Below are 24,307 nucleotides of genomic sequence, written 5' to 3'. Positions count from 1 at the left end.
GCAGCACTCCCCTATACCGACAACCTCCACACAACAGGTAAGCAGACATGGGTTTTGAAGCACTGGGTCCGGGCGAAAAGGCCCCGAACGAATTCTACGTCGTCATCGAAATCCCGGCCTATGGCCCGCCGGTGAAGTACGAAGTCGACAAGGACACCGGCCTGCTGATGGTCGATCGCTTCATGAACGTGGCGATGAGCTACCCGGCGAACTACGGCTACGTGCCGAAGACGCTGGCCGGCGATGGCGACCCGGTCGACGTGCTGGTGATCACCCCGCATCCGGTCGTTGCCGGCTCGGTGATCAAGTGCCGCGCGCTGTGCGTGCTCGACACTGAAGACGAGAAGGGCACCGACGCCAAGCTGCTCGCCGTGCCAGTCGACAAGGTGTCGAACGGCGCCTACGACCATCTGCGTGATCTGGCCGACGTGCCGGAGCGGGTCAAGAACGAAATCCACCACTTCTACTCGTCCTACAAGGCGCTGGAGAAGGGCAAGTGGGTCAAGATCTCCGGCTGGCGCGATGCAGCTGCCGCGCGCGGCGAGATCGAAAAGGGCATCGCCGACTACAAGGGCTGAGCCCAAGCGACACTCGCTGCACCGCTGATCGGAAAAGGCAGGCCGCGCGCCTGCCTTTTTCTTGTCCGACGTATAACCGCCTCACGATTCAGGAATGTCCCTCATGAAGCAGCTCGCTCCGCAGAAAGTGCTGGTCATCGGTAACGGTGGCCGCGAGCACGCGATTGCCTGGAAGCTGGTGCAATCACCGAACGTTGCCGAAGTGCTGGTGGCGCCGGGCAATGCCGGCACCGCGACTGAAGCCGGCTGCCGCAACTGCCCGGTGGCCGTCGAGGACATTGCCGGCCTGCTGAAACTGGCGGCAGACGAGGGCGTGGGTTTCACTGTGGTCGGGCCGGAAGTGCCGCTGTCGAAAGGCGTCGTCGATGCGTTCCGCGCGCAGGGCAGGCGCATTTTCGGGCCGACCCAGGCCGCGGCTCAGCTGGAATCGAGCAAGGCGTTCACCAAGGCTTTCCTCGCGCGTCACCAGATTCCGACTGCGCAGTACCAGGTATTCACCGACGTGCAGCCGGCACTCGATTACGTTGCCGGCCGCGGCGCGCCGATCGTCGTCAAGGCCGATGGCCTGGCCGCCGGCAAGGGCGTGGTGGTCGCCGAAACGGTTGCCGAAGCGCAGGCCGCGATCCGCGACATGCTCGGCGGCGCCTTCGGTGGTGCCGGTGCCCGAGTCGTCATCGAGGACTTCCTGCAGGGCGAGGAAGCGAGCTACATCGTCGTCGCCGCCGGCACCAAGTACGTGCCGCTGGCGTCGGCCCAGGATCACAAGCGCGTGTTCGATGCCGATCAAGGTCCGAACACCGGCGGCATGGGCGCGTACTCGCCGGCGCCGGTGGTGACTGCCGAAGTGGACGCGCGTGTGCGCCAGCTGGTCATCGAACCAACCCTGGCCGGCATGGCGGCCGAGGGCACGCCGTTCACCGGCTTCCTCTACGCCGGCTTGATGATCGACTCGAAGGGCATGCCGAGCGTCGTCGAATTCAATGCGCGGCTCGGCGATCCGGAAACGCAGCCGATCCTGATGCGCCTCGATTCCGATCTGCTGAGCCTGCTCGAAGCGGCCGTCGATGGCGATCCGAACGCCGCGCCGCCGACCTGGAATCCGCAGGTTGCGCTCGGTGTGGTGCTCGCTGCCGGCGGCTATCCGGGCGAGATTCGCAAGGCCGATGAAATCTCCGGCCTCGATGCCGCATTCGGCGACAAGGCCAAGGTCTTCCACGCCGGCACCAGTTTGAACGCGGCCGGCAAGGTCATCACCTCGGGTGGCCGCGTGCTGTGCGTGACCGCCCTTGGCGATACGGCAGCGGCCGCGCAGGCGGCGGCTTACGAGGCGGTCGGCAAGCTCGGCTGGACCGGCGTACATTTTCGCAGCGACATCGGCTATCGCGCAGTAGCTCGGGAACGGAACATCGAATGAACCGGATAGCGGTCGCAGTGCTCGCAGGTCTTGCAGTCGTGTCGACGGCGCAGGCCGAGACCTATGGCCGCACCGAACGGGTGAGGGTCCTCGGCAGCTCGGCCATCGAAGTCATCGGCCGGCTTGATCCTGCGGCCAATGGCTCGAGCCTGCGTGCCGTCAACGTCAAGTATTTCAATCGTGACGGCGGCACCTGGGTGCGCTTCACGATCGACAACGGCAGCGTGCTGCCTGGCAGCCGGGTCACCCTGGAGCGTTCGATGCTGAAGGACGTGAAGCTGAAGCAGCGCGATGGCGGCGTCGAGCATCGGCCGCAGGTGGCAATTGCGCTGTGCGTCGGCCGCACGACGCTGGAAACGACGCTGACGGTTTCGGATCGCACCGGCTATACCCCGCCACTGACCATCGGTGCTGACGATGTGCGCAAGCTGGGCGCGGTCGATCCGGCGCGTGAGTACACGATCGAGCCGAGTTGCCCCGCGCAGGCGAAAGTCGAGCCTGAGCCGCACGACATCCCGGAGCCGGCGCCGAAGCGCTGAGGTTCCTGGCGCCGGTCGAGAGGCAACAAAAAAGCCGCAGCAAGCTGCGGCTTTTTCGCATCTGGCTGCGATCAGTTCCGCTTCATCGAATCGAAGAAATCGGAATTGGTCTTGGTGCCGCGCAGGCGATCGAACAGCAACTCCATCGCCGCCAGTTCGTCCATCTGGTGCAGCAGCTTGCGCAGGATCCAGACCTTTTGCAGCTCGCCCGGATCGACCATCAGCTCTTCCTTGCGGGTGCCCGAACGGTTGATGTTGATCGCCGGGAACACACGCTTTTCGGCGATGCGGCGCTCGAGGTGCAGTTCCATGTTGCCGGTGCCCTTGAACTCCTCGTAGATGACTTCGTCCATCTTCGAGCCGGTGTCGATCAGCGCCGTGGCGATGATGGTCAGCGAGCCGCCCTCTTCGACATTGCGCGCAGCACCGAAGAAGCGCTTCGGCTTCTGCAGCGCGTTGGCGTCGACACCGCCGGACAGCACCTTGCCCGATGACGGAGCGACCGTGTTGTAAGCGCGGGCGAGGCGGGTGATCGAGTCGAGCAGGATCACCACGTCGCGCTTGTGCTCGACCAGGCGCTTGGCCTTCTCGATCACCATGTCTGCAACCTGCACATGGCGCTGGGCGGGCTCGTCGAAGGTCGAGGAAATCACTTCGCCGCGCACCGTGCGCTGCATGTCGGTGACTTCTTCCGGACGCTCGTCGATCAGCAGCACGATGAGATAGACGTCCGGATAGTTCGCCGCGATCGACTGCGCGACGTTCTGCATCAGGATGGTCTTGCCGGCCTTCGGCGGGCTGACGATCAGGCCGCGCTGGCCCTTGCCGAACGGGGCTACGATGTCGATGACGCGCGCGGTGATGTCTTCCGTCGTGCCATTGCCGCGCTCCATCACGAAGCGCTCGTCGGCGAACAGCGGCGTCAGGTTCTCGAAGTTGACCTTCTTCTTCGAGACTTCCGGAGCCTCGTAGTTGATGGTGTCGACCTTGAGCAGCGCGAAATAACGCTCGTTGTCCTTCGGGCTGCGAACTCTTCCGGCAACGGTATCGCCGGTGCGCAGGCCGAAGCGGCGAATCTGGCTCGGGCTGATGTAGACGTCATCCGGGCCCGCCAGGTAGCTGGCGTCGGCACCACGCAGGAAGCCGTAGCCGTCCTGCATGATTTCCAGCACGCCATCGGCCTGGATGAAGTCGCCACGACGCGCGGCGGCGCGCAGCAGGTTGAAGACGATGTCGGTCTTGCGGGCGCGGGAAATGTTCTCCAGGCCCATCGCTTCGGCGGTTTCGTACAGCTCGGCGGCGGTCTTCTTCTTCAGATCCGAGATGTGCAGGATCTTCTGCTCTCGCGGCGGCAAGGGCTCGCCGTTCGGGCCGAACTGCGGCGCTTCCTCGATCGGCTCGTCGCCGGGGCCGAAATTGCCGCCGACATTGCCGTCGCGATCAGGACGCTGGCGCTCGCCGTTGTTCTGGTTGCCGCGCTCGGCCTGGCCGCCGTTGTTGCCACCGCCGCCGTTATTGCGGTTCTGGTGGCCGCCACCGTTGTTCTGCTGGTGGCGACGCCGCTGATTGTTGTTCTGGTTGTTATTGTTATTGTTGTTGTTCTGTTGCTGCGGACGGGGCGGGGCGACGACGACCGCAGCTGCGGACTCTCCGCCACCACCGCCATCGCCGCCTTCAAGCATCTCGACGTCGGCCGGCATGCCTTCGAGGCGTTCGCCCCGGTCCTGGGCGCCATTCTGGCCGTTATTGCCTCCGTTGTTCTGACCGTTGGAGTAATGCGGACGGCGACGATGCTTGATCATTTTAAACGGGGAGGGGGTCGCGGAGGATCAGGCGGTCGCCAGATGGGGCTGGACGAACGCGGCGAGCTGGGCCTTGTGCACGGCACCAACCTGGGTGGCGGCAGGCGCGCCATTCTTGAACAGGATCAACGTCGGGATGCCGCGAATCGCGAACTTCGGCGGCGTACCCGGGTTTTCGTCGACATTCAGCTTGACGATCTTCAGCTTGCCCTTGGTTTCGACGGCGATCTGTTCAAGCACCGGCGCAATCATCTTGCAGGGTCCGCACCATTCGGCCCAGAAATCGACCAAAACCGGCACGTCGCTGTTCAGCACGTCGGCTTCAAAGCTGGCGTCGGTGACAGCCGAAATGTTTTCGCTCATTTACGAACTCCGATGGTGTCTGCCGGATAGTGGCGGACGAATGTTGATGGCCCTGTTGACGATCTGGGGTGGGCCGATGCGTGGTGCAAGGGCCGTGACACGTCAGTGGGGACGGGCCGCGCGCGTTCAATGCGCATGCCCTGACGATCTGCTTTAATAGCCGGAAGAATTTCTGCGATTTCGACTGTGATTGCGCGACGCGTGGTGCGCTTCAGTCGTTGTGATTGCTCGTATTTCAATCCAAGTCCCGATCAAATGCAAGCCTCGTTAGACGCCACTGCTTCAGAAGCCGCGCGTCCCCAGCACTTAAGCGACACCTCCTTCGACAGCCTGCCGCTGCACGAAACCCTGAAGTCGAGCCTCGCGGCGATGGGTTACTCCCATTGCACGCCGATCCAGGCCGCGACCCTGCCGCTGGCGTTGCAGGGCAAGGATCTCGCAGGTCAGGCGCAGACCGGCACCGGCAAGACGGCGGCCTTCCTGCTGGCGACCATGCATCACTTGCTGACTCAGCCGCGCATCGGCGAAGAAGGTCAGCCGCGCGCCTACATCCTGGCGCCGACCCGTGAGCTGGCGCTGCAGATCTATAACGATGCGCTGCAACTCGGTGCCCACACCGGCCTGAAGCTCGCCGCCCTGTACGGCGGTACCGGCTATGACACCCAGAAGAGCGCGATCGCCGAAGGCGTCGACATCCTGATCGGCACGCCGGGCCGGATGATCGATTTCTTCAAGCAGGGCCTCTACAAGCTCAACGGCATCGAAGTGCTGGTGCTCGACGAAGCGGATCGCATGTTCGATCTCGGTTTCATCGCCGATATCCGCTTCCTGATGCGGCGCATGCCGCGCCCGGGTTCGCGCTTGAACTACCTGTTCTCGGCAACGCTGTCGCACCGCGTCCTGGAACTCGCTTACGAGCACATGAACAGCCCGGAGCGGATCGAGATCGAGCCTGATCAGGTCACTGCCGAGCGCGTGCGCCAATCGCTGATCCACGTCGCCAACGAAGACAAGCTGCCGATGCTGGTTGGCCTGATGCGCCATCACGCGCCGATTCGCACGCTGGTGTTCGTCAACACCAAGCGCGGTGCCGAAGACGTCGAAGCGGCACTCAAGGCCAACGGCTTCAACGCCGGCGTGCTGTCCGGCGACGTCCCGCAGAACAAGCGTGAGCGCCTGCTCGGCGAGTTCAAGCTCGGCGAACTGCCGGTGCTGGTGGCGACCGATGTCGCCGCTCGCGGCCTGCACATTCCCGAGGTGTCGCACGTCATCAATTTCGATCTGCCGCAGGACGGCGAGGATTACGTGCACCGCATTGGCCGCACGGCGCGCGCCGGCGCGTCGGGTGACGCGATCTCGCTGTGCTGCGAGACCTGGGTCTACTCGCTGCCGATCATCGAGAAAGCCATCGGCATGCGCATTCCGCAGTCGCTGAATCCAGACGATCTGATGCCGCAGGACTACATCAAGCCGAAGCACGTGCACCGCGATCGCAGCGGTGCGCCGCCGCGTCGCGATGGCGGTCGTCCGGGCGGCGGTCGTCCTGGCGGTGGTGGTGGACGTCCGCGCTCGACGCGTCCTGTTCGCTAAGGTTTCGCCGAGTTTTCGCTGAGCTGGCGCATCGGCACCGGCAGCAACTCCGGCAGTCGATTCACCGCGGGGAAGCCGTCGATCACCCGCGGTGCGGCGGTCGAATCCGGATGCAGCATCGCGATCACTTCGCGAATGCCGTGATCACGTGCGGCATGCAGCACCGGCAGGCTGTCATCGGCGAACAGCGAGCGTGCCGGATCGAACGGATAGCGCTCCTGCAGCAAGGGCCAGAAGCGCGCGTCCTCTTTCGGCATGCCGAAGTCGTGCGAGGAAATCACCCGATCGAAATACTGGCCGATGCCGGTCTTGGCCAGCTTGACCGTCCAGCTGCCCGGATGGGCATTGGTCACCAACCATAAGGGCCGGCCGCTGGTGCGCACGGCAGCCAGAAAATCCTCGCTGCCCGGCAGGACCTGCATGCGGTGCTGCATCTCGATCTTCATCGCGATCACGTCGAGCCCGGTCCAGCGGCTCCAGTAATCGAGGCAGTACCAGTTCAGCGTGCCGCGCGTGGCCTGGAACTCGGGCTCCATCCTGGCCAGTGATTCGGCAAAGCTGATGCCCTGCAGATCGGCATAGCGCTGAGGCAGCAATTCGAGCCAGAAATGGTTGTCGAACGCGAGATCGAGGATGGTGCCATCCATGTCCAGCAGTACCTGGTCGATGGCCGACCAGTCGATAGTCAATGCAGTCATGCCGTTATCATAAGGCCAGCCCCCTACGTCCTGACCATGAGCCTGCCAAGAACTTCTGCCGACGCCCTCGCCGCGCTGCTCGACCCGGTGCTCGCCATTGCCATCGCTGCCGGCGACGCGATCATGGAGGTCTACGAGTCCGACTTCGCGGTCAGCACCAAGGACGATGCCTCGCCATTGACCCAGGCCGATCTGCGCGCCCACCGCGCGATCATCGACGGCCTCACCCAGCTGACGCCGGACATCCCCTGCCTCAGCGAAGAAGATGCCGACATTTCCTACGAGATGCGCCGCAACTGGACGCGTTACTGGCTGATCGATCCGCTCGACGGCACCAAGGAATTCATCAAGCGCAATGGCGATTTCACCGTCAACATCGCGCTGATCGACCAGCATGAATCGGTACTCGGCGTGGTCCACGTGCCGGTGACGAAAACCAGCTACATCGCCGCGCGCGGCGTTGGCGCGAGCGTCATTCGCGATGGCAAGAAGACGGCGATCCACACGCGCGCGACGCCGGCCAAGCCGATGCTGGTGGTCACCAAATCGCACCGCGATGCCGCGCTCGACGAGTTCCTGGCCCATGCGCCGGAGCATGAACAACTCAGCCGCGGTTCTTCGCTGAAGTTCTGCATGGTCGCCGAAGGTCTGGCCGATCTTTATCCGCGTACCGGCCCGACCAGCGAATGGGATACCGCTGCCGCGCAATGCCTGGCTGAAGTGGCCGGCGCGACGGTGCTGCGTCTGCCGGACTGGCAGCCGCTGCGCTACAACACCAAGGACTCGCTGCTGAATCCGGGCTTCGTCGTCATCGGCGATCCGGCTTACGGCTGGCGCGAACGGCTGAAGGCCGGCTGATGGCGGCGCGGTTGCCAGCGGCGTATCGGGCGCGCATCCAAGCGTACTGGAGCGAATTCGGCATCTCGCAACGCGCAGTCAGAGCCCGGCGATTGCCGCTGTTCATCGAAGCGCAGCGCCTGCAGCCAGTCGGTCTCGGCAGTGATGGCCGCGACAAGCTGCTGGTGCCGGGCGCTGCCGCGGCCTGGGCGGCGATGCGTATGGCGGCGAGTGACGACGCCATCGACCTGTTGCTGGTGTCGGCTTTCCGCAGCGTCGATTTCCAGGCCGGGCTGATCCGCAACAAGCTCGCAAAGGGCAGGGAGATCGCGGAAATCCTGACTGTCAACGCGCCGCCCGGCTGCAGCGAGCATCACACCGGGCGGGCCGTCGATATCGGCGTGGCGGGTTGCCCGCCGCTGGAAGAGGAATTCGACCAGACGGCCGCCTTCCACTGGCTGACGGCGAATGCCCGGCGCTTCGGCTTCACGATGACCTACCCGAAAGGCAATCCGGAAGGCTATCTGTACGAACCCTGGCACTGGTGCTGGAAGAAGCTCGGCTCCGGTCAGGACAGCGGCGCGCTGGCGGCCGAAGCCGCCGTACCGCTACTTCAGTCGATCGTGATCCCGGAAAAATCCTTCGCCTGAGGGTGGGCCGGGAATGGCTTGGCCTGGGCGTCTCGGATCAGCTGGCAGGTCTTAAGGCCGGCTTCACGGGCGGCGTCGAGTTCTTCGCCGATATCGGACAGGAACAGCACCTCGCTGCCTGGCAGGCCGATCCGTTCCAGAATCGTGCGATACGCCGCGGCCTCGCGCTTGGCGCCGATGCGGGTGTCGAAATAGCCCGAGAACAGCGGCGTCAGATCGCCGGCATCGGAGTGGCCGAAGATCAGCTTCTGCGCGGCCTCCGAGCCTGAGGAATAGACGTACAGCTTCTTTCCCGCGGCATGCCACTGCTCCAGGTAGATCGGCGTATCGGCATAGACATGGCCGCTCAGTTCGCCGTCCGCATAGCCCTCGGCCCAGATCAGGCCCTGCAGATCCTTCAGCGGCGTGGCCTTGCGATCCTCGGCGATCCAGCGCTCGAGCACGTCGGCTGCTTCGTCGATGGACGCGAAACTGCGGCCTTCGAGTTCGGCCGTCGCAGCCAGCTGCGCCGCGACCTCCGGCTGGTCCGCATGTTCGTGCAGATAGCGCCGCAGATGCTGCTTCGCGTACGGGAACAGCGTCTGGTGGACAAAGTCGATCGAGGACGTGGTTCCCTCGATGTCGGTGACGATGGCTTTGATCACGGCGATGAATCCTCCAAACGACAAGGCCGCTCAGGAGCGGCCTTGTCGGAAAACTGGATTCCCGCCTGTGCGGGAATGACGATTGCGGGTCAGGCAGCCTTCAGATAATGCGGCGCTTCCAGACGCGGGAAGCTGTCGGCGATCTTGTCGCCGGTGAAATTGGCGACCCAGCCGTCCGGCGTGATGAACAGGCGGATGGCCTTGAAGCTCGGGTTGGGGCCCATGTCGAACCAGTGACGGACATTGGCCGGCACCGAGATCAGATCGCCCTGCGAGCACAGCACGCCGTGAACGCGGCCGGCATCGCGGATATAGAACAGCGCTTCGCCTTCGACAAAGAAGCGCACTTCGAATTCGTCGTGACGATGCTCGCTGAGGAACTTGCTGCGCAGCACGTCCTTCTGCGGATGCGCCGGGTGCAGGCTGATCACGTCCACCGACTTGAAGCCGTACTGGTTCATCAGGCGGTTCACCGAGCCGCGATAGGCCTCGATGATCTCGTCCTGCGTCGCCTGGGCATCGAGCTGACGCGTTGCTTCCCAGCGCTCGAACTGCACGCCGATCGACTCCAGCTGATCGCGGATGTCTTCGAACCGGGTGTGGCTGGCCACGGGCTGGCCGTTCTCTTCGTAAATCCGGAGCTCACTCATAGGGTCACCTCTCGTTCCACAACTCGCACTCGAACATGAATTCCAGGGCTTCCAGCCGGTGCCGTGCTTCGCGCACCGACCCGCCCCACGTATATAAACCGTGTCCGGCTATCAGATAGGCCGGCATGCGGCTCGGTTCCATCATTTTTGCGTCCACTTGTCGGCTCAAGCGGTCTATATCCTGATCGTTGCCGAACACCGGGATATCGACGGTCACCGACGGCTCGACGATCCCCGGCAGGATCTTCATCAGTTCGTATCCGGTCAGACGGATCAGAGGATGACGTCGCGACAGTACGGTGTTGGCAATGCTGTGGACGTGCAGTACCGAACGTATGGCCGGGTCGCGGCGATACAACTGGGTGTGCAGTCCGGTTTCGTATGACGACTTGCGGCCAGCTTCGAGCGCCTTGCCGTCGACATCGACGATCATGAAATCGGCCCGCGTCAGCTCGCCCTTGTGCACGCCGCTGGCCGTGATCAGCAGATGCTGTTCGTCGAGCCTTGCCGAGAAATTGCCACCGGTGGCCGGCACCCAGCCACGCGAATGGAACAGCTGGCAGGACGCGATCAGCTCGTCGGCCAGTTGATCGAGACGGGCTTCGGCGCCCAGGGAATCAGCATGCATCAGCGACCTCCTGACCGGTCAGCACGAAAACGGACCGGCACATTAGGGCAAGCCCCTGGCGTAAGCAACGACCGTGTAGTTCTTCAAATCAGCACCAGGGTCGCCAGACCCAGGAAGATCAGAAAGCCCATGCTGTCGGTCAGCGCGGTCAGGATCACGCTGGAGCCCAGCACCGGATCGCGCCCGAAGCGTTCCAGCGACACGGGAATGATTGCGCCGGCCGCCGCTGCAACCAGCAATTCCAGCATGGTGGCGGAGGCGATGACCATGCCGAGTTTCACGTCGTGATAGATCGCGAAGGTGACCACGCCGAGCGCCGAGCCCCAGATCGTGCCATTCATCGCCGCGATCAGCAGTTCCTTGATCAGCATCTTCTGCAGCAGCCGCCCGCCGAGCTGGCCCAGGCTCAAGGCACGGATCACCAGCGCCATGGTCTGGTTGCCGGTATTGCCGCCGATCGAAGCGACGATCGGCATCAGGGTCGCCAAGGCCACCAGCTTTTCGATGGTCGGCTCGTAGAAACCGATGACTCTCGAAGCCGCGAACGCCGTGAACAGGTTCAGCGCCAGCCAGGGCCAGCGATTGCGGCCGCTCTGCCAGACCGGCGCGAACAGATCCTCGTCCTCGCGCAGACCGACCTTGCGCAGCGATTCGCGCTCCTGCTGATCCTTGATCGCGTCGACGATCTCGTCGACGGTGATCCGGCCGACGACTTCGCGATGCAGATTGACCACCGGCGCGGAGATCAGGTCGTAGCGCTCGAAGGCGTCGATCGCGTCGGGCACCGCATCGTCGGTATAGAAGAAGTGCGGGTTCTCGGTCATCACTTCGGCAACCGTCTGCTCGGGCTCGCTGAGCAGCAGTTGTTCGAGCGTCAACACGCCGCGCAGCACCTTGGCGCGATCGACGACGATGATCTGGTTGGTTTCCGCCGGCAGTTTCTTGCGCCGGCGCAGGAAGCGCAGCACTGCTTCGAGCGACGCGTCGTCGCGCACCGGGATGAAGTCGATGTCCATCAAGGCGCCGACGGTGCCGTCCGGAAACGACAGCACCGAACGCACTTCAGCCTGATCGGCGGAGTCTAGGCGGGCCAGTACTTCGGCACCGGCATCCGAGGGCAGCGAGGCGATCAGCTCGGCGATGTCGTCCGATTCAAGGTGATGAAACGCGGCGGCGATGTCGCCCGGTTCCATGTCCTCGATCAACGAGCGACGAACGACGTCCGAGGTTTCCAGCAGCACCGAACCGCGGCGTTCGGCACGGACCAGCTGCCAGGCCATCTCGCGGGCATCGGGCGGCAGGCTTTCGAGGACAAAGGCGATGTCGGCCGGATGGAAGTGGGCCAGGCGCTGCTCGAGTGCGGCGTGCTGCTGACGGGCAACCAGCTGGCTGACCACGTCGACCGGCGCGCCGGTCGTCGACTCGCTCTTCGACACCAGCTCGCGCTCGAGCGCCTGCCGGGTCAGCATCTCGATCACCTGCGCGCGGGCGCGCTCCAGGTTGCGGTGATGCGGGTTGTCGCGGCTGGCAGCGTCCATGAGCTCGATACCCTACATGCGGGCTATCTCAAATCGGAGACAGCACGAACTGCAGAAACGAGAAGGCCCGCAAGCAGCGGGCCTTCTGGACCCCGGCCTGGGCCGGGATGATCTTTCGGCTATTGCCGAAGAATCACTTGATCTTGCCTTCCTTGAACGGGACGTGCTTGCGCACGATCGGGTCGTACTTGGAAAACTCGAACTTGTCCGGCGTGTTCTTCTTGTTCTTCGTGGTCGTATAGAAGAACCCGGTTCCGGCGGTCGAGATCAGTTTGATCTTTTCGCGGTCTTTCTTGCCTTTGGCCATTTCTTACACCTTCTCGCCGCGCGAGCGGAGGTCGACGATGATCGCCTCCAAGCCCTTCTTGTCAATGATGCGCATGCCGTTGGCGGACACGCGCAGGCTCACAAACCGCTTCTCGGCTTCGAACCAGAAACGATGGGTATGCAGATTGGGCAGGAAGCGACGGCGACGCTTGTTGTTCGCGTGCGAGACCGTGTTACCCACGATCGGCTTCTTGCCGGTGACTTGGCAGACTCTGGACATGACACAACCTCGAAACTGGGGAGGTACCGCGAAAAAGGACGCGAAATGTACCAGCACGACCTTGCTCCGGCAAGTGCTGACAGCATAAAAACTTCCTGAATGTCGCAACTGGGCTTGTTATTCGGACGTCAGAGCCAGCCACGTTCGGCGAAGGATACCGGTTGTCCCTCGCCAACGACGAAATGATCGAGCACGCGGACGTCGATCAAGGCCAGTGCATCACGCAGGCGGTTGGTCAGCGTGCGGTCGGCAAGGCTCGGTTCGGCGATCCCGGACGGGTGGTTGTGCGCGAAGATCACTGCCGCCGCCTGCGCCCGCAGCGCTTTCTTCAATACTTCACGCGGATAGACATCCGCCGCGTTGATCGTGCCGATCGACAAGGTCTCGAAACCGAGCACCTGATTCTGGCTGTCGAGAAACAGCGCGCAGAACACTTCATGGTCGAGATCGCGCAGCTTCAGGCGCAGGAAATCGCGCGTGGCGGCCGGGTTCGGCAGCGACGTGCGCTCGTTCATCGCCTCGGCGAGATGACGGCGAGCGATCTCCATCACCGCCTGCAACTGCGCGTACTTGGCATCGCCCAGCCCATGCGCCGCGCAGAAATCCTCGCGGCTGGCTTTCAGCAAGCCGCGCAGGCTGCCGAAGCGGATCAACAGATCGCGCGCCAGATCGACAGCACTGCGGCCGACGACCCCGGTGCGCAGGAAGATCGCCAGCAGTTCGGCATCGGACAGCACGGTGGCGCCATGCCGCAGCAACTTCTCGCGCGGCCGCTCGTCTTCGGGCCAGTCGGTGATCGACATGTCCATTGCTCCACATTTATTGATCGCGGACGGCGATCGCCGAAGGCTAGCGCGGCCAGCGGCTACAATTCCGCGCGCCAAGTCACAGCCTCTCTCGCTGCATCGCTCCCGTTTCGCGTCCGGTCCGAACTCAATGCGCTCATCTTCGAATTCCGATCCGAATCACGGGCCAGTTCCCGGCCGGCGCATCCTGCTGGCGCTGTGCGGCGGCATCGCCGCCTACAAGTCCGCCGAGCTGGCCCGCCGCTTTATCAAGGCCGGCTGCGAAGTGCAGGTGGTGATGACCGATTCCGCCCTGCGCTTCATCGGCGCCCAGACCTTCCAGGCGCTGACCGGCAAGCCGGTGCGCAGCTCGCTGTGGGATGAAGCGGCTGAAGCGGCGATGGGCCATATCGAGTTGGCCCGCTGGCCGGACGCCATCGTCATCGCCCCGGCCACCGCGAACACGCTGGCCAAGATCGCGCACGGCTTTGCCGACGATCTGCTGACCACCTTGGTGCTGGCCACCGACAAGCCGATTTTTGTCGCTCCCGCAATGAATCGCCTGATGTGGGCGAATGCCGCGACGCAGGCAAACATGAGCACCTTGCGCAGCCGCGGCTTCAAGGTCATCGGTCCCGGCAGCGGTGCGCAGGCCTGCGGCGAAGTCGGCGAAGGCCGCGTGGCCGAGCCGGAAGACGTGGCGGCCGTGGTACTGGCCGCGTTGGCTTCGGGCAGCGCGGCCAAGGCCTTGGACGGCCCACTCAGCGGCCGCCGCGCCGTGGTCACTGCTGGCCCGACGCGCGAGCCGATCGATCCGGTGCGCTTCATCACCAATCGCTCATCCGGCAAACAGGGCTATGCCGTTGCCGAAGCGCTGCGTGCGCTCGGCGCCGAGGTGACCTTGGTCAGCGGCCCGGTGAATCTGGAGACGCCCGCGGGCGTCCAGCGCATCGACTGCGAAACCGCGCAGGACATGCTCGATGCGACGGTCGCCGCCTGTGCGACGGCGGACATCCTGGTCGGCACCGCCGCGGTTGCCGATTACCGCTGCGTGGAAGTTGCCGGCCAGAAGATCAAGAAGAAGACCGAAACACTGGAACTCGAGCTGACCAAGAACGCCGACATCCTCAGCGAGGTGCGCTCGCTGCAGCCGCAGCTGTTCATCGTCGGCTTCGCGGCCGAGACCGAGAAGCTTGCCGAACATGCCAAGGGCAAGCTGGCGCGCAAGAAACTGAATCTGATCGCGGCGAACTGGGTCGGCAACGGCCGCGCCTTCGATCGCGATGACAATGCGCTGACCGTCTACTGGGCCGATGGCGAACTGGCGATCGGCCCGGCCGACAAGCGCGAGGTCGCCGGGCAACTCGCCGGCCTGATCGCCGAGCGCTACGCGGCAGCATGCAACACAGCGGCATCCTCCACCAAGGCGCGCAAAGCGAAATGAGCAGCAAGGCGATCCAGCTGAAGATTCTCGACCCCCGTGTCGGCCGCGACCTGCCGCTGCCGGCCTACGCAACCGGCGGCTCCGCCGGCCTGGACCTGCGTGCGCTGCTCGATGAGCCGCTGAGCCTGGCGCCGGGTGCGACCAGTCTGATCCGCACCGGCCTCGCCATTCATATCGAAGACCCGGGCCTGGCCGCGGTGATCCTTCCGCGCTCCGGCCTCGGCCACAAGCACGGCATCGTGCTCGGCAACCTCGTCGGTCTGATCGACTCGGATTACCAGGGCGAACTGATGGTCAGCTGCTGGAACCGCGGCCAGACCCTGTTCGTCATCGAGCCCGGCGAGCGCATCGCCCAGCTGGTCATCGTGCCGGTGGTGCGAGCGGAGTTCGAGCTGGTGTCGGAATTCGGCAGCAGCGAGCGCGGCGCCGGCGGCTTCGGCCACACCGGCAGACACTGATTTCCACCGTTCACTGATTCCATGATTGCCGACAAAGCCAACCCTTCGACCATCGCCCAGGTTCTGACCGAGGCGCTGCCGTACATCCGCCGGTTCGCCGGCAAGACCATCGTCGTCAAGTACGGCGGCAATGCGATGGGCGACGACGACATGATCGAATCGTTCGCCCGTGACATCGTGCTGATGAAGGCGGTCGGCATGAACCCGGTCGTCGTCCACGGTGGCGGGCCGCAGATCGGCAAGCACCTGGAAAAGCTCGGCAAGAAGAGCGAGTTCATCGACGGCATGCGGGTGACCGATGCCGAAACCATGGACGTCGTCGAGATGATGCTCGGCGGCCTGGTCAACAAGGCCGTGGTCAACGCGATCAACCAGCAGGGCGGCCGCGCGGTTGGTCTCACCGGCAAGGACGGCGGCCTGATCCGCGCCAGGAAGATGCTGGTCAAAGGCGGCGACATCGGCCAGGTCGGCGAAGTCGAAGCGATTGATCCGCGAGTCGTCGATCACCTTGAAGCCGGCGGCTTCATTCCCGTGATCGCACCGGTCGGCGTTGGCGCCAAGGGCGAGGCTTACAACATCAATGCCGATCTGGTCGCCGGCAAGCTGTCCTCAGTGCTGAAGGCCGAGAAGCTGATGCTGCTGACCAATGTCAGCGGTCTGATGGACAAGCAGGGCAAGGTGCTGACCGGCCTCACGGTGGCTCAGGTCAATGCGCTGATCGCCGACGGCACGATCTACGGCGGCATGCTGCCGAAGATCGCCTGCGCGCTCGATGCAGTGACCAGCGGCGTCAAGAACGCGGTGATCATCGACGGCCGGCTCGAGCATGCGGTGCTGCTCGAACTGTTCACCGACGAAGGCATCGGCACGCTGATTCGCGGCTGAACAAAAAGCCCTCCAGCGCGTCATCGACGAGCTGGAGGGCCGGGTCAGTGTTGCTCCAGACCGGGATCAGCGCGGTACGTTGACGATCGTCACCCGCTGGACCTTCGGATTGTTCAGCTTGACGCCACCGGTCGGTGCCGACAGCTCGATGCGGAAGTTCTCGCTGCGCTCGGCAAGGCTGTCCCAGACGATCGGGATCGTGAAAGTCTTGTCGGCAGCATCGCCTGCGCTCCAGCTCAGATCGCCAGCAGTGGCCGCGTAATCGGCACCGGCCAGCGCGCTGCCGTTGACGGTCACGTAATGAATGCCGACGGCGCCTGCCTGGCCGCCGCTGCGCTGTACGGTGACGGTCAAGGTGCCGGCATTCTCATCGACGCTGACCGCGGAAGCGCTGAACGCCAATGCGCCGGCCTTGTCGTCGTCGACGATGTTGGCGGTGCTCGATGCGCGGCCGAGGATGGCGTTGCCGGTGGGTGCCGACAAGCTCAGCGTGAAGCTCTCCTTGTCTTCGACGTTCTGATCGTCGATCAGCGGCACGGTGATCGTCTTCGCTGCGGAGTCGCCCGGTGCCCAGCTCAGCGTGCCGGAGGCTGCGGTGTAGTCCTGACCGGCGATGGCGCTGCCATCGGCCGTCGCGTAGCGGACGCTGACTGCGCCATCAAAGCTGCCCGAGCGGTTGACCTCGAACACGGCGCTGCCAGCGCCTTCCTTGACGTTGATGCTGGCGGCGGCCAGTGCCAGTCGCATCGGCTTGTTGCTCGCGGTGCCGCCCGTGCCGCTCAGGCTGGCCAGGGTCGGGCTGCTCGCGGCGCTGCTGGAAACGCTCAAGGTCCCGCTGCGCGAACCGGTTGCGGTCGGCGCGAAGCTCACGTCGATCGTGCAGCTCGAGCCCGCTGCCAGCACCAGGCCGCAGTGGCTGGTCTGCATGAAATCGCCGGTGGCCGCGATGCCGCTGATGGTCAGCGCGGCGTTGCCGGTATTCGCCAAGCTGACACTCTGCGCCAGGCTGTAGCTGCCGACGGCCTGTGCCGCGAAGTTCAAGCTGGCCGGATTCAGCGAGGCGCTGGCTTCGGTGCCGATGCCCTGCAGGGTGAACCGAGCCGCTGCGCCACTCTGCGCCGGCGAGCTGTTGACGCTCAGGCTGGCGCTGCGGCTGCCCGAGCGTGCCGGTGTGAAGCTGAAGCTCGTGGTGCAGCTTTCCTGCACGGCCAGCAGACGGCCGCTGCAGTTGTCGTTGCCGATCGCGAACTCGGTCGGCTGATTGCCGCCGGCATTGAAGCCGGTGATGGTGATCGCGACGTTGCCGTCGTTGCTGAAGCTCAGGCTCTGCGCGGCGCTGGGGCTACCGACCGGCTGATTGCCGAAGTCGATCGATGCCGGGCTCACCGACAGGCTGTAGATCGCCGCGACGCCGGTACCGGACAGATTGACGCTGACCAGGTCGGCGCTGTTCGACGGAATCTGCAGCGCCGCACTGCGGCCGCCGGCCGCCGCTGGCTTGAAGCTGACGCCGATCAGGCAGCTGGCGTTCGGGGCCAGGCCGCTGCTGCAGGTATTGCTGCCGAGCAGGAAGTCGGCCGCATTGCTGCCGGTGATCGTCGGCGTGCCGACGTTCAAGGTCACTGTGCCGGTATTGGTCACGGTGACGGTCTGCTCGTCGCTGCTGGTGTTGACCAGGCGTTCGGCGAAGCTCAAGGACGTCGGGCTGGCGTCGATCTTCGCGGCGGTGCGCAGGATCAGCGCAGTCGGCGTCACTTCGAGGGTTGCTTCCAGTCCGGGCGGCAAGCCGCCGAGCGCGGCGTTGGCGGCGAGGAAGCCGTTGGCGCTGCCGTAATTGATCAGCGTGTAATCGGTGCCGGCGACCAGACCGGCGTCGACGATGTCGATCACCGCCGCGCCACCGCCACTGAAGTTCAGTGTGCCGCTGATGTTGAGGCGGTCGGCGCTGCTGCCCAGTTCGAACGAGAACCGGCTGCCGCCAGTGATCGCCAGATTGCCGCTGATCGAAAGCGATCCGAGGTTGCCGGGAGTGATCGCCTTGCCCGGCGCAATCGTGCTGCCGGTTTCGGCGACGACGTTGCCGACCGTGCCGCTGCCGCCCAGCACCGCGCCGCTCTTGACCGTGACCGCGCCGGTGCCAGTCGCACTGCCGCTGACGTTGTTCGCGTAAAGGCTGCCGCCGCTCACTGTGGTGTTGCCAGCGTAGGTGCTGGCGCCGGACAGGCTGACGATGCCGCTCTTGATCTCGACGCTGGTGAAGTTCGACAGGATCCCGGCGTAGGTGAAGCTGCCATCGATATCGAGCGTGTTGCTGCCGCTGCCGCCGGACACATCGCCGATGATCGAGCCGCCGATCAGATGCAGCGTGTCGTTGCCGGCTTCGAGGTCGATCGCCAGGCCGTTATCGCCCTGGATCGTGCCGCGGTTGGTCAAGGTGTCGTTGCCATCGCCGGTCTGGATCGCGGCACCTTCGGCGGCGTTGCCGGCGCCCTGTATGACGCCGGTCGCGTTGTTGCTGATGGTGTCGGCGTAGCTGCCGATGAAGCGGATCGCGTAGCTGTCGTAGCCACGGATCAGGCCGCCGTTGGTGACGGTGGTGGCACTGAAGGCATTGCCGCCGCTGGAGTTGTCGACCAGCACGCCGTGGCCCTTGCGGCCGCTGCCGGTGGTTTCCCGGCCGGTGATTTCGGCGCCGGCGTTGTTGACGATCATGCCGCCGCCGATCGACACGCCTTCCGGATTGTTGCCGCCGCCATCGGAGCCGTTGCCGCTCGCGCCGGTGCCGCGAATGATGCCGTTGTTGGTCAGCGTGAGCAGGCCGTCGACATCGACGCCATCACCGTCGCCGGTGTTGTACTTGGTCGAATCGAAGTTGCCAGTGATGGTGCCGTTATTGATCACCGTGGCATTGCCGAGGAAGGCGCCGTTGTTGTCGATGTTGATGCCGGAGCCGTTGACGCCGGTGATCGTGCCGCCGACGTTGTTGGTCACCGTGATCGCGAAATTGGCGCTGGTAGTGGCACCGCCGGTGATGCCATGTCGGCCGGAAATGGCCGCGCCATTGTTATTGGTCACCTGCACACCGGTGACCACGGCCGTGCCGTCAGGGTCCGCCTGGATGCCGTCGTTGCTGCTCGCCTGGGTCACGCCACCGGCGACGCTTTCCAGCACCGGCACCGCTTCGATCAGGCCGGAGTTGTTGATGATGCCGTTGACGCCGGGGCGAATCGCATCGTTGCCGGTGGAGCGCAGCACGCCGCCGGCATTGTTGGTGATGCTGTTGCTGCCGCCGATGTCGCGCAGGTTCACCGCGCGGGAGTTGGTCGACATCACCGTGCCGCTGTTGTTCAGCGTGAAGCTGCTGCCGGCGGCATTCGCGGAGATCTGGATGGCGTCGTCGCCGACGGCCGACAAGCTAGCGCCAGCGCGGTTGGTGATGTTCAAAACCACGGCAGACGAATTGGCTCTGACTGCGCGGCCGGTACCGGTCTGGCGAATCACGCCGCTGTTGTCGATCACCGCAGTGCGGGTGCCGCTGCCGCCGTTCACCGTCACCGCGACCGTGCTGCCGGAGATCGCGAGGTTGCCGGTGCTTGCCACGGTGCCGGTCTCGGTTCCTCCGCTCGCTGGCGCCAGCGTCTTGGCAGACGTATCGCTGCCAGTGATGGAGAAACTGGCGGCGTAGGCCAGAGGCACGGCGGCCAGAACAGCGAGCACAGCACCAGCACGCACAGCGCGCGTTTGCGACATGGAATTCCCCGAGGATGCCCAGCTAGAAAAGTCGATCTGTCGTCGGGCCTTGAGCCTCGCTGCTGTCGCAGCGTGCTTCGGCCATCGTTATGACTTTTCGGAGACTAGAGATGCGGGGTGACGAAAAGATGATGAAGAAATGACAGCCGCAGCGCTGCTAGCTCGCCGCTTCGATCGCCGCACGTAGTTGACGATAGCCTTCGACGACCCGCGGCCCGGGGCGGCCGAGGAATTCCTCGCTGATCGCGACGATCTGCTGATTGCGCACCGCCGGCACCGCCTCCCAACCCGGACGGCGGCTGACGACATCGGCGCGGTAGTTGGCGACCTTGACGCCGCACCAGCTCATTGCGATCACGTCCGGCGGCGAGGCCAGCACCTGTTCGTCGGTCAGCGGTGTGCTTTTCGCGTCGATGCCTGCCCAGGGGTTCTGGCCGCCGGCGAGTTCGATCAGGTCGGTCGCCCAGGCTTGCCGGGTCGGTGTGATCACCGGCTTCGGCCACCATTCGATCAGCACTTTCGGGCCGTTCCTGTTGGCTCGCGACGGCATGGCCGCGCGCATCTCGGCGATCAGCTGCACGCCGCGCTCAAAGATGCCGAGCGCTTCGGCAATCCGGGTGATGTCGCCGTAGATGTCTTCGAGGCTGAGCGGATCGCAGACCAGGGTGCGAATGCCGGCGGCTTCGATCGCATCGACGATGCGTTCGTGGCCGGGCACCGTCAGCGAGGTCAGCACCAGATCGGGCCGCATCGCGATCACTTCATCGACGCGGAGATCGAGATCGCGGCCGAGCTTGGGAATCGCAGCGACCACGTCGACCGGAAAATCGGAATCGTCATCGCAGCCGATCAGGCAACTGGCGGCGCCGAGCGCGCTGACGATTTCGGTGTTCGAGCAAGTGTGCGAAAAGACGCGCATCAGGGAGCCCCGCCGATGAACTGCGGGAAGTAGCCGAGCTGATCGTGAACGCTGGAATCGTGCGCCGGCACGATGATCAGCCCCGGATTGGCGTCGCGCAGCGCGCGGATCTTCAGCACTGCCTGCCAGGTGGCATCGCGATCGGCATCGACGATCAGGCTGGAGACGCTGAACTTGGCTGCCGGCCGATCGATGCCGAGATGATTCCAGACCGTGTCGCCGACAAAGAAATAGCGGCGGCCATCGGCCAGGCTCAGCAGCAGGCCGGTGGAACCCGCGGTGTGACCGGGCAGCGGCAGCAGCACGGCGCTGCCATCGCCGAACAGATCGAGACTGGCCGCGAAGCCGGCGTAGGCCGGGCCATCGAAGCTGAACGGATGCCAGCGGGTATCGGCACGGTTCAACTGCGAGGGCAGGAACGCCGGCGGATGGCCGTGCTTCGTGGTTTCACGCTCGGCCGTCGGCAGCCAGATTTCGGCCTGTGGAAAGTCACCGAGCGCGCTGGCGTGATCCCAGTGTGCGTGCGACAGGAAGATGCGCGGCGGTGCTTCGATGCCGGCAGCCTGCAACTGGTTGATCGCCGGGTTGACGTGCCTGAAGGCGAAGATCGGCTTGGCCCAGAACGACATTTCCTCGCCGAACTGCTGATCGACCTGGGTGCCGAGCCCGGCGTCGAACAGGAAGCGACCCTGCGGATGCTCGACGAGTACGGCGATATGGCCGATCTGTGTTGGCCGGAACAGGCCGCCATCGGCAACGACCATCGCTTCCAGGGTCGTCGCTTCGCCGGTCTTGATCAGCGCGAAGCGCAGGCCGGCTGGTGCCTGCGCTTCCGGCAGCGCCGTACCTGCGGGAATCACCGCGGTCGGCAGCGGCCAGAGCCGCCAGGCAGCGAGAGCGGCGAGCACGATCAGCAACATCAACTTGCGCATGAGAAAAGCCTGATAGAAGGACGCGGATGATAGCGAGGGCGCGCGGTGCTTAACGCGTACAATCTGCCCCGGGAGTCGGCCAGACAACCGCTGCTGCCGCAAGGTAGGGGAGGAAAGTCCGGGCTCCGCAGGGCGATGTGCCAGCTAACGGCTGGGCGGCGCAAGCCGACGGACAGTGCAACAGAAAGATACCGCCGATGAACGCACGCTTGCGTGCGGAACAGGCAAGGGTGAAATGGTGCGGTAAGAGCGCACCGCGAGTTCAGCAATGAACCGGCACGGCAAACCCCACATGGAGCAAGGCCAAATAGGGAGGGAGGTGTCTGGCAGCAATGCCATTGGCACGACACGCGGCCCGCGTGCTCTCCGGGTAGGCTGCTGAAGACGGCGAGTGATCGTCGTCGTAGAGGAATGGTTGTCTCGGCGGCGTTGCGCGCAAGCGGGGCGTCGGTAGACAGAACCCGGCTTATCGGCCGACTCCCCTTTGATTCAAACGAGCCCGCAATGTGAAAGCACTGCGGGCTTTTTCGATGCGGCAAACGCCCTTCCAAACGGGAGGCGCCACTGCCGGGGCATGCCCAAACGGTTCACGATTGTTTACCGATCGTCCGCTGCATTCGCCCACCCTTCCGGGCGGGGAAACCCGAAACGACTTGAGCTAGTGCCGCTAAATCATTGTTTTTCATGATTTAGATGAGCCCGTTAATTCTCCGTTAAGCCATTGTCCCTGCTGGGTTTTTAGCGGGAATTGCGCTTGCGGGGTGGTGTGGGGTGGCATATAGTGGTTTTAACGGGGGACAAGTGGTGACACTTGGGCTCCCTGCGCGCCATTGTGGGGCTGAATGCCATGTTTGCTGGATCCAACCGACTGACGATTGACGACAAGGGGCGCCTCGCGATCCCCGCGCGCCTTCGTACCCAGCTCGGCGAGGAGTTCGGCAAGAACGTCGCGGTCACTCTCGGCCCGGAATGCGTCGAGATCTATCCGGCGCCGGTGTTCCGAAAGATGGCCGAACAGATTCCGAAGATCGCCGACCGCGCCAAGCGCGTGCTGGTGCAGCGCCTGTTCCTCGGCAATGCGGTCGAATCCGAGATCGACGGCCAGGGCCGGATCAGCGTGCCGTCGCTGCTGCGCGACATGAAGGCGCTCGGTACCGATGTCGTGCTGGTTGGCGCCTACGATCATTTCGAGCTGTGGTCCTACGCCCAGTGGCAGGCCAACAACAGCGAAGGCCAGATCCACTACGCCGACGCCTTCGCGGCGCTGGCCGTGCCATGAGGCCTCCTCGTGCCTCCTGCATCGCTCGCCCGATCGTCGACAGGGATCACTAGCCGGATGTACTCCCACCGGCCAGTCCTGCTTGATGAAGCCCTGGCCGGACTCGCCATCCGACCAGACGGTATTTATGTGGACGGCACCTTCGGCCGCGGCGGCCACTCCGGCGCGATCCTCGAACAGTTGAGCGGTGCCGGCGCGCTGCATGCGCTGGATCGCGATCCCGAAGCCGGCCAGCACGCCTGGAAGGTCTTCACCGGCAAGACCAATTTCCATTTCCATGCCGCCAACTTCGCCGACCTGGGCCGCGTCGCGCTGGAAGCCGGCATCGCGGGTCACATCGACGGCATCCTGCTCGACCTCGGCGTTTCCAGCCCGCAGTTCGACGATGCCTCGCGGGGCTTCAGCTTCCAGAACGACGGCCCGCTCGACATGCGCATGGATCCCTCGTCAGGCGTGTCGGCGGCCGACTGGCTGGCGCGCGCCGATGAGGCCGAGATCGCCGACGTGCTCTACACGCTCGGCGAGGAACGCAACAGCCGAAGGATCGCGAAGAAGATCGTCGAGTCTCGTGTCGCCGCACCACTGAAGACCACCGCGCAGCTCGCCGCGCTGATCGCCAGCGTGCCTGGTCCGCGCTCGTTCAAGATCCATCCAGCCACGCGCGCCTTCCAGGCGCTGCGCATCTACGTCAACGGCGAGCTGTCGGCGCTGGAAAGCGTGCTGGCGGCGGCACCGGCCCTGCTGGCGCCGGGCGGCCGGCTGGCGGTGATCAGCTTCCACTCGCTGGAAGATCGCATCGTCAAGCGCTTTCTCCGCGATGCCGAGGGTACCGAGCGCGACGTGCTGACCGGCCAGCGCCTGAACAGCGATGGCGCGCCGCAGTTGAAGCGCGTCGAACGCCGCTTTCCGACAGAGGCGGAGACCGATGCCAATCCGCGCGCCCGTTCGGCAGTACTGAGAGTGGCCGAACGCACGGCCGGAGTGGTTCAGTGAGCGCCACGCCACGCGGCGGCAACAAGGTCCGTGCCGGCGGCACGCTGGTGCCGATCACGCTCGGCCTGTTCGTGGTGGTCACCGCGCTCGCCGTGGTCCAGATCAAGAACGAGCATCGCCGGCTGACGGTCAAGGCCGAAGCGCTGCGGGTTGAAAACGAAACGCTCGATCTTGAGTGGACCCAGCTGCAGCTCGAGGAAGCCACGCTCGCGCAGCAGGCGCGAGTCGAGCCGATCGCCCGCGCGCAGTTCAGTCTGGTCGAGCCTTCGGCGTATCAGATCATCGAGACTCAGAACTACGAGGGCCGGCCAGTTGCACCGGCGGCCGCCGCCATTTCCGACGTTACCGATCCCGGGTCGGCGCCGGGTGGCACGCCATGAAGCG

At 64.6% G+C, this 24,307-nt stretch carries 25 protein-coding genes and 1 other RNA gene; 13 read left to right on the top strand and 13 right to left on the bottom strand.

Going from position 1 to position 24,307, the window contains the following annotated elements; all coding sequences use genetic code 11:
• Positions 1 to 47 precede the first annotated feature (47 nt).
• The 3 genes from ppa (at position 48) to G513_RS0107515 (ending at position 2,531) form a co-directional block, all read left to right on the top strand.
• A complete protein-coding gene (ppa, locus tag G513_RS0107525) occupies positions 48 to 578 on the top strand; it encodes an inorganic diphosphatase (protein ID WP_022976214.1) in 531 nt (176 codons plus the stop codon).
• Between the two features lie 103 nt (positions 579 to 681).
• Entirely contained in the window at positions 682 to 1,992 is a 1,311-nt protein-coding gene (gene purD / locus G513_RS0107520; protein ID WP_022976213.1) for a phosphoribosylamine--glycine ligase, read from the top strand.
• On the top strand, positions 1,989 to 2,531 hold the full coding sequence (locus tag G513_RS0107515; protein WP_022976212.1) for a putative ATP-dependent zinc protease: 543 nt from the start codon (positions 1,989 to 1,991) through the stop codon (positions 2,529 to 2,531). Before purD ends, G513_RS0107515 begins: the two co-directional genes overlap by 4 nt.
• 71 nt (positions 2,532 to 2,602) lie before the next feature.
• Here the strand turns inward: G513_RS0107515 and rho are convergent, their stop codons facing one another.
• Both rho and trxA read right to left on the bottom strand, forming a co-directional pair.
• Positions 2,603 to 4,333 (bottom strand): transcription termination factor Rho, encoded by a 1,731-nt coding sequence (rho, locus tag G513_RS0107510; RefSeq protein ID WP_022976211.1) that lies wholly within the window; start codon positions 4,331 to 4,333, stop codon positions 2,603 to 2,605.
• Positions 4,334 to 4,360: 27 nt separating this feature from the next.
• Complete coding sequence (trxA, locus tag G513_RS0107505) at positions 4,361 to 4,696, bottom strand: thioredoxin TrxA (protein WP_022976210.1); 336 nt, start codon at positions 4,694 to 4,696, stop codon at positions 4,361 to 4,363.
• 255 nt (positions 4,697 to 4,951) lie between these two features.
• On the opposite strand from trxA, the gene G513_RS21940 reads away from it, so the two are divergent.
• On the top strand, positions 4,952 to 6,286 hold the full coding sequence (locus G513_RS21940) for a DEAD/DEAH box helicase (protein WP_022976209.1): 1,335 nt from the start codon (positions 4,952 to 4,954) through the stop codon (positions 6,284 to 6,286).
• Here the strand turns inward: G513_RS21940 and yrfG are convergent.
• Complete coding sequence (gene yrfG, locus G513_RS21935) at positions 6,283 to 6,984, bottom strand: GMP/IMP nucleotidase (protein WP_033417407.1); 702 nt, start codon at positions 6,982 to 6,984, stop codon at positions 6,283 to 6,285. The two genes, G513_RS21940 and yrfG, sit on opposite strands and share 4 nt — an antisense overlap.
• Before the next feature lie 36 nt (positions 6,985 to 7,020).
• On the opposite strand from yrfG, the gene cysQ reads away from it, so the two are divergent.
• Together cysQ and G513_RS21930 are read left to right on the top strand one after the other, a co-directional pair.
• Positions 7,021 to 7,842: a 3'(2'),5'-bisphosphate nucleotidase CysQ gene (gene cysQ / locus G513_RS0107490; protein WP_022976207.1), complete on the top strand. Its 822-nt coding sequence runs from the start codon at positions 7,021 to 7,023 to the stop codon at positions 7,840 to 7,842.
• A 92-nt stretch (positions 7,843 to 7,934) separates the two neighbouring features.
• On the top strand, positions 7,935 to 8,471 hold the full coding sequence (locus tag G513_RS21930) for a M15 family metallopeptidase (RefSeq protein ID WP_245563088.1): 537 nt from the start codon (positions 7,935 to 7,937) through the stop codon (positions 8,469 to 8,471).
• Here G513_RS21930 and mtnC read toward each other — a convergent pair.
• The 7 genes from mtnC to radC form a co-directional block, all read right to left on the bottom strand.
• Positions 8,435 to 9,115 carry an acireductone synthase gene (gene mtnC, locus G513_RS0107480; protein WP_028475257.1) on the bottom strand — a complete coding sequence of 227 codons (681 nt, stop codon included), beginning with the start codon at positions 9,113 to 9,115 and terminating at the stop codon, positions 8,435 to 8,437. The genes G513_RS21930 and mtnC overlap by 37 nt on opposite strands.
• Before the next feature lie 89 nt (positions 9,116 to 9,204).
• The gene (locus G513_RS0107475) at positions 9,205 to 9,765 is read right to left on the bottom strand and encodes a 1,2-dihydroxy-3-keto-5-methylthiopentene dioxygenase (RefSeq protein ID WP_022976204.1); all 561 of its coding nucleotides are present in this window, start codon (positions 9,763 to 9,765) and stop codon (positions 9,205 to 9,207) included.
• A gap of 4 nt (positions 9,766 to 9,769) precedes the next feature.
• Complete coding sequence (locus G513_RS0107470) at positions 9,770 to 10,393, bottom strand: methylthioribulose 1-phosphate dehydratase (protein WP_022976203.1); 624 nt, start codon at positions 10,391 to 10,393, stop codon at positions 9,770 to 9,772.
• 83 nt (positions 10,394 to 10,476) lie between these two features.
• Positions 10,477 to 11,931 (bottom strand): magnesium transporter, encoded by a 1,455-nt coding sequence (gene mgtE / locus G513_RS0107465; protein WP_022976202.1) that lies wholly within the window; start codon positions 11,929 to 11,931, stop codon positions 10,477 to 10,479.
• Positions 11,932 to 12,064: 133 nt separating this feature from the next.
• Positions 12,065 to 12,238 carry a 50S ribosomal protein L33 gene (gene rpmG / locus G513_RS0107460; RefSeq protein WP_022976201.1) on the bottom strand — a complete coding sequence of 58 codons (174 nt, stop codon included), beginning with the start codon at positions 12,236 to 12,238 and terminating at the stop codon, positions 12,065 to 12,067.
• Between the two features lie 3 nt (positions 12,239 to 12,241).
• On the bottom strand, positions 12,242 to 12,478 hold the full coding sequence (gene rpmB / locus G513_RS0107455) for a 50S ribosomal protein L28 (RefSeq protein ID WP_022976200.1): 237 nt from the start codon (positions 12,476 to 12,478) through the stop codon (positions 12,242 to 12,244).
• Between the two features lie 128 nt (positions 12,479 to 12,606).
• The gene (radC, locus tag G513_RS0107450) at positions 12,607 to 13,281 is read right to left on the bottom strand and encodes a RadC family protein (RefSeq protein ID WP_028475255.1); all 675 of its coding nucleotides are present in this window, start codon (positions 13,279 to 13,281) and stop codon (positions 12,607 to 12,609) included.
• 133 nt (positions 13,282 to 13,414) lie between these two features.
• On the opposite strand from radC, the gene coaBC reads away from it, so the two are divergent.
• The 3 genes from coaBC to argB are packed head-to-tail and all read left to right on the top strand — an operon-like array spanning position 13,415 to position 16,050.
• Positions 13,415 to 14,707 carry a bifunctional phosphopantothenoylcysteine decarboxylase/phosphopantothenate--cysteine ligase CoaBC gene (coaBC, locus tag G513_RS0107445; protein WP_022976198.1) on the top strand — a complete coding sequence of 431 codons (1,293 nt, stop codon included), beginning with the start codon at positions 13,415 to 13,417 and terminating at the stop codon, positions 14,705 to 14,707.
• A complete protein-coding gene (gene dut, locus G513_RS0107440; RefSeq protein WP_022976197.1) occupies positions 14,704 to 15,165 on the top strand; it encodes a dUTP diphosphatase in 462 nt (153 codons plus the stop codon). Before coaBC ends, dut begins: the two co-directional genes overlap by 4 nt.
• Before the next feature lie 21 nt (positions 15,166 to 15,186).
• Positions 15,187 to 16,050: an acetylglutamate kinase gene (argB, locus tag G513_RS0107435; RefSeq protein WP_022976196.1), complete on the top strand. Its 864-nt coding sequence runs from the start codon at positions 15,187 to 15,189 to the stop codon at positions 16,048 to 16,050.
• A gap of 66 nt (positions 16,051 to 16,116) precedes the next feature.
• Here argB and G513_RS24780 read toward each other — a convergent pair whose 3' ends face one another.
• The 3 genes from G513_RS24780 to G513_RS0107420 all read right to left on the bottom strand — a co-directional run bounded on the left by G513_RS24780 (position 16,117) and on the right by G513_RS0107420 (position 21,651).
• Positions 16,117 to 19,800 carry a choice-of-anchor D domain-containing protein gene (locus tag G513_RS24780; protein WP_022976195.1) on the bottom strand — a complete coding sequence of 1,228 codons (3,684 nt, stop codon included), beginning with the start codon at positions 19,798 to 19,800 and terminating at the stop codon, positions 16,117 to 16,119.
• A 157-nt stretch (positions 19,801 to 19,957) separates the two neighbouring features.
• A complete protein-coding gene (locus G513_RS0107425; protein ID WP_022976194.1) occupies positions 19,958 to 20,719 on the bottom strand; it encodes an ABC transporter substrate-binding protein in 762 nt (253 codons plus the stop codon).
• Positions 20,719 to 21,651 (bottom strand): MBL fold metallo-hydrolase, encoded by a 933-nt coding sequence (locus tag G513_RS0107420; RefSeq protein ID WP_022976193.1) that lies wholly within the window; start codon positions 21,649 to 21,651, stop codon positions 20,719 to 20,721. The genes G513_RS0107425 and G513_RS0107420 overlap by 1 nt, the downstream gene beginning before the upstream one ends.
• A gap of 71 nt (positions 21,652 to 21,722) precedes the next feature.
• On the opposite strand from G513_RS0107420, the gene rnpB reads away from it, so the two are divergent.
• From rnpB to ftsL, 4 genes are all read left to right on the top strand, one after another.
• Positions 21,723 to 22,136: RNase P RNA component class A (rnpB, locus tag G513_RS24910), an RNA gene on the top strand.
• A gap of 362 nt (positions 22,137 to 22,498) precedes the next feature.
• Positions 22,499 to 22,930, top strand: coding sequence for a division/cell wall cluster transcriptional repressor MraZ (gene mraZ, locus G513_RS21920; RefSeq protein ID WP_022976192.1), 432 nt, complete (start codon positions 22,499 to 22,501; stop codon positions 22,928 to 22,930).
• Positions 22,931 to 22,987: 57 nt separating this feature from the next.
• Complete coding sequence (rsmH, locus tag G513_RS0107410) at positions 22,988 to 23,923, top strand: 16S rRNA (cytosine(1402)-N(4))-methyltransferase RsmH (protein ID WP_022976191.1); 936 nt, start codon at positions 22,988 to 22,990, stop codon at positions 23,921 to 23,923.
• A complete protein-coding gene (ftsL, locus tag G513_RS21915; RefSeq protein ID WP_022976190.1) occupies positions 23,920 to 24,303 on the top strand; it encodes a cell division protein FtsL in 384 nt (127 codons plus the stop codon). The genes rsmH and ftsL overlap by 4 nt, the downstream gene beginning before the upstream one ends.
• Positions 24,304 to 24,307 lie beyond the last annotated feature (4 nt).

Origin of the sequence: Nevskia ramosa DSM 11499 (assembly GCF_000420645.1) — a bacterium.
Taxonomy (GTDB): domain Bacteria; phylum Pseudomonadota; class Gammaproteobacteria; order Nevskiales; family Nevskiaceae; genus Nevskia; species Nevskia ramosa.
Note: the sequence above shows the minus strand (reverse complement) of the source record. Positions and strands in the feature narration are given on the sequence as shown.